The 991-nt window shown below is 35.8% G+C and carries 2 pseudogenes; both read left to right on the top strand.

The features are described from left to right. Positions 1-151: pseudogene (locus ACFIO3_RS13985) on the top strand (transcriptional regulator); the annotation flags it as partial. Positions 152-778: 627 nt separating this feature from the next. After that, positions 779-991 (top strand): annotated as a pseudogene (locus tag ACFIO3_RS13980) (hypothetical protein); the annotation flags it as partial.

Raw genomic sequence — 991 nt, 5'->3', positions numbered from 1 at the left:
TATCTTAACAAAACAACTGCCCCCGTACTCTCATGATGAAATCGCATCAAGTACAAAAGAATACCTGCTGCTCAAAAAATTTAGAGTCCTAACCTCGATAAAACAAAGAGCCATTTTACAATTACTCTCTGATCAAAATGAAAGCTTTTAACATCATAATATAGGGCGCTACACTCTCTGTTCTTAACTTGCCTCCCACCCCTCAAAGGACAGAAGCCCCTTCCCTATCCTGTTGGGAAACAATCCGTCTTCTCAGAACAGAACTCTTTTAGCTTCCCATTTTATGTGGTTCATTTCACAAGATTATCCGGACAAGCTCTCCCTCAAATATTCACCACATACTCTCATAAAAACATCACATGTACAAAATTTGATGCCTTACAAACACCACACCTCAAACGATAGTATTTTACAGAAAACAGAATAAGCATTCATACGTATTAAAAAAAAGATAGCCCTCAAAAAGCAATGCTTGAAAATTTTTTTGGTCGATCTGAAACAGAACCTAACGCATCATTTTATAGATAGAGGACATGATCTTAACATGCAAACGCAAAAAATTGCTTTTTTATCATAATCACTAAAAGCAGCAGTTTATTAAAATATACGCCACCAGAAGCACTTCAAGCAGCCTTTACAGCTGAAACCACTATTCATTGATTAATTAACCTATTGATTAGATACCGATATGTTGTTAATGGCTATAAGTAAAGTTGCTCTTATTTCTGGAAGAGGAGCTTCGCAAATAAAGAGCAACAATAAGTAAGGGGAATTAAAGATGTTAAAATATTTATTGCTGTCACCGGTTGTGTTGGTGGCTGGTTGCGCATCTGTAGGCAATTATTCATCAAATTATGTTGATCAAAGTCTTACAAAGCGTCAGGCACAATTAGTTGCTAACAAATTTATTAGCTATATCAAGAGACCTCTACCACCAGCTACAACCACATTTCTTATAAAGAAAAATAATACAGCAGACAACTTTACTCCT

The sequence above is a fragment of the Bartonella sp. AD328YNZD genome, assembly GCF_042196425.1.
Note: the sequence above shows the minus strand (reverse complement) of the source record. Positions and strands in the feature narration are given on the sequence as shown.